Origin of the sequence: Candidatus Synechococcus spongiarum SH4 (assembly GCF_000586015.1) — a bacterium.
GTDB classification, from domain to species: domain Bacteria; phylum Cyanobacteriota; class Cyanobacteriia; order PCC-6307; family Cyanobiaceae; genus Synechococcus_B; species Synechococcus_B spongiarum_F.
The window spans coordinates 1-2,139 of the sequence record NZ_JENA01000266.1 but is presented as its reverse complement, the minus strand read 5'-3'; the positions used below and the strand labels follow the sequence as shown (position 1 = coordinate 2,139).

Annotated in this window: 3 protein-coding genes; 2 read left to right on the top strand and 1 reads right to left on the bottom strand. The window is 63.4% G+C overall.

Annotated features, from left to right (window positions below; genetic code table 11):
* The first annotated feature begins 30 nt into the window (after positions 1-30).
* Positions 31-753, top strand: coding sequence for a UMP kinase (gene pyrH, locus BG35_RS0109520; RefSeq protein WP_025782635.1), 723 nt, complete (start codon positions 31-33; stop codon positions 751-753).
* A 42-nt stretch (positions 754-795) separates the two neighbouring features.
* Positions 796-1,338: a ribosome recycling factor gene (frr, locus tag BG35_RS0109515; protein ID WP_025782634.1), complete on the top strand. Its 543-nt coding sequence runs from the start codon at positions 796-798 to the stop codon at positions 1,336-1,338.
* A gap of 10 nt (positions 1,339-1,348) precedes the next feature.
* Here frr and BG35_RS0109510 read toward each other — a convergent pair.
* A partial coding sequence (locus BG35_RS0109510) for a transaldolase family protein (protein WP_025782633.1) occupies positions 1,349-2,139 on the bottom strand: 791 nt, incomplete at its 5' end.

Below are 2,139 nucleotides of genomic sequence, written 5' to 3'. Positions count from 1 at the left end.
CTGGGAGGCGTTTGCCAGCGGATGCGATCCATGCCCTACAGGCGCGTCCTGCTGAAACTCAGTGGCGAGGCTCTCATGGGAGAGCAGAGTTACGGCATCGACCCCTCCGTGATCCAGCGCATTGCGGCGGAGATCGCCGGGGTGGTGGCCCAGGGCACGGAGATGGCTGTTGTGGTGGGAGGGGGCAATATCTTCCGGGGGTTGAAGGGGGCCGCCGCAGGCATGGATCGGGCCACGGCGGATTACGTGGGCATGTTGGCTACGGTGATGAACGCCATGACCCTGCAGGACGCCCTGGAGCGTCAGCAGGCCCCCTGTCGGGTGCAGACAGCCATTGCCATGCAGGAGGTGGCGGAGCCTTACATTCGCCGTCGGGCCATGCGTCACCTGGAGAACGGCCGGGTGGTGATCTTTGGCGGCGGATGCGGCAACCCCTTCTTCACCACGGACACCACGGCAGCGCTACGGGCGGCGGAGATTGGCGCCCAGGTGGTGTTCAAGGCCACCAAGGTGGATGGGGTCTACAACAAGGATCCCGCCTGCTTCAGCGATGCGGTGCGCTACGAGACGCTAAGTTTTCAAGAGGTGCTGCGGGGGGAGTTGGCGGTGATGGACAGCACCGCCATTGCCCTGTGCAAGGACAACGGCATCCCCATTGTGGTCTTCAACCTGTTCGAGGCGGGCAACATTGCCCGGGCCATTGCCGGTGAGCCGGTGGGCACCACCGTTCATCCTGAATTGACGCCCCGCTGAGCGGATCTATGGTTCACCGGTGCCTGATCACCCAATGTCGTCATGGATCTGGAATCCCACATGGAAAAGTCGCTGGAGGCCACCCAGCGCAACCTCAATACCATCCGCACAGGCCGGGCCAACCCCAACCTGCTGGACAAGGTGATGGTGGAGTACTACGGCTGTGATACCCCCCTGCGGTCCCTGGCGGGCATCACCGTCCCCGATGCCCAGACCATCCAGATTCAGCCCTTCGACATCAGCGCCATCCGCGCCATTGAAAAGGCCGTCCTCAGTTCGAGCCTCGGCCTCACCCCCAATACCGAAGACGGCAAGCTCATCCGCATCGGCATTCCTCCCCTCACGGAAGAGCGCCGCAAGGAGTTGGTAAAGCTGGCGGCCGGCTACGTCGAAGAAGGCAAGGTGGCCCTCCGCAACCTGCGTCGGGAGGGGATTGACCGCATCAAGAAGCAGGAGAAAGCTGGCGACCTGTCCGAGGATCAGTCCCACGACGCACAGGAGGACGTTCAGAAGCTGACGGACCGCTTCATCCAGCGGCTCAACACCATGCAGAAGGACAAGGAGAAGGATATCCTCTCGGTTTGATCGCCCCGCCTCAACGGACTGAGAGGGCCAGGGGGGCGCCGAGGGCGGAACGGATTTCCTCCGGCTTGAGGCAGCCGTCATGGTCCGTATCCAGGGCGTCAAACACCGCATCGGTGCCCAGCCACTCCTCACGGGTGATGGTGCCGTCCCCGTCCAGATCGTTGAGCAGGAAAATCTCCTGCGCCGCATGGGCAAAGGCCGCTTCCCCCTCCAGTACCGCCAGGCGGTGGCCCAACTGGGCTTCCAGGGCTTCAATGGCCTTACTGAACCCGCGGATCCCCTCGTCCAGCTTCTCGGACGCCATGGCGTCCTCCGCCATCAGGTCCGCGAAGCTGTGTTCGTTCACCCGGAGCCTGGCGGCGGGGGCATCCGTCAGGTTGTCCGGATCCAGCTTGCGGAGCAGCAGCCCCTCGGTGCGACCCAGTTGATCCAGGAACTTGGGGGCGATGGTGAGCAGGTCGCAGCCGGCCAGTTCAATGATTTCCTCCACGTTGCGGAAGCTGGCGCCCATCACCTGGGTCCGGTGGCCGAAGATTTTGAAGTAGGCGAAGATCCTGGCCACGGAGAGCACGCCCGGATCTTCGGAGCCGGGGTAACTCTGGCGACCAGTCCGCTTTTTGTGCCAGTCCAGGATGCGGCCCACAAAGGGGGAGATGAGGGTTACCCCGGCTTCAGCACAGGCCACGGCCTGCACCAGGCTGAACAGCAAGGTGAGGTTGCAGTGAATGCCTTCCTTCTCCAGCACCTCCGCCGCCTTGACGCCCTCCCACGTGGAGGCGATTTTGATCAGGATCCGCTCCC

What these genes read in the sequence shown, in the direction of transcription:
- frr (WP_025782634.1), top strand. Translation starts at nt 796, where the DNA reads ATGGATCTGGAATCCCACATGGAAAAGTCGCTGGAGGCCACCCAGCGC.
- pyrH (WP_025782635.1), top strand. Translation starts at nt 31, where the DNA reads ATGCCCTACAGGCGCGTCCTGCTGAAACTCAGTGGCGAGGCTCTCATG.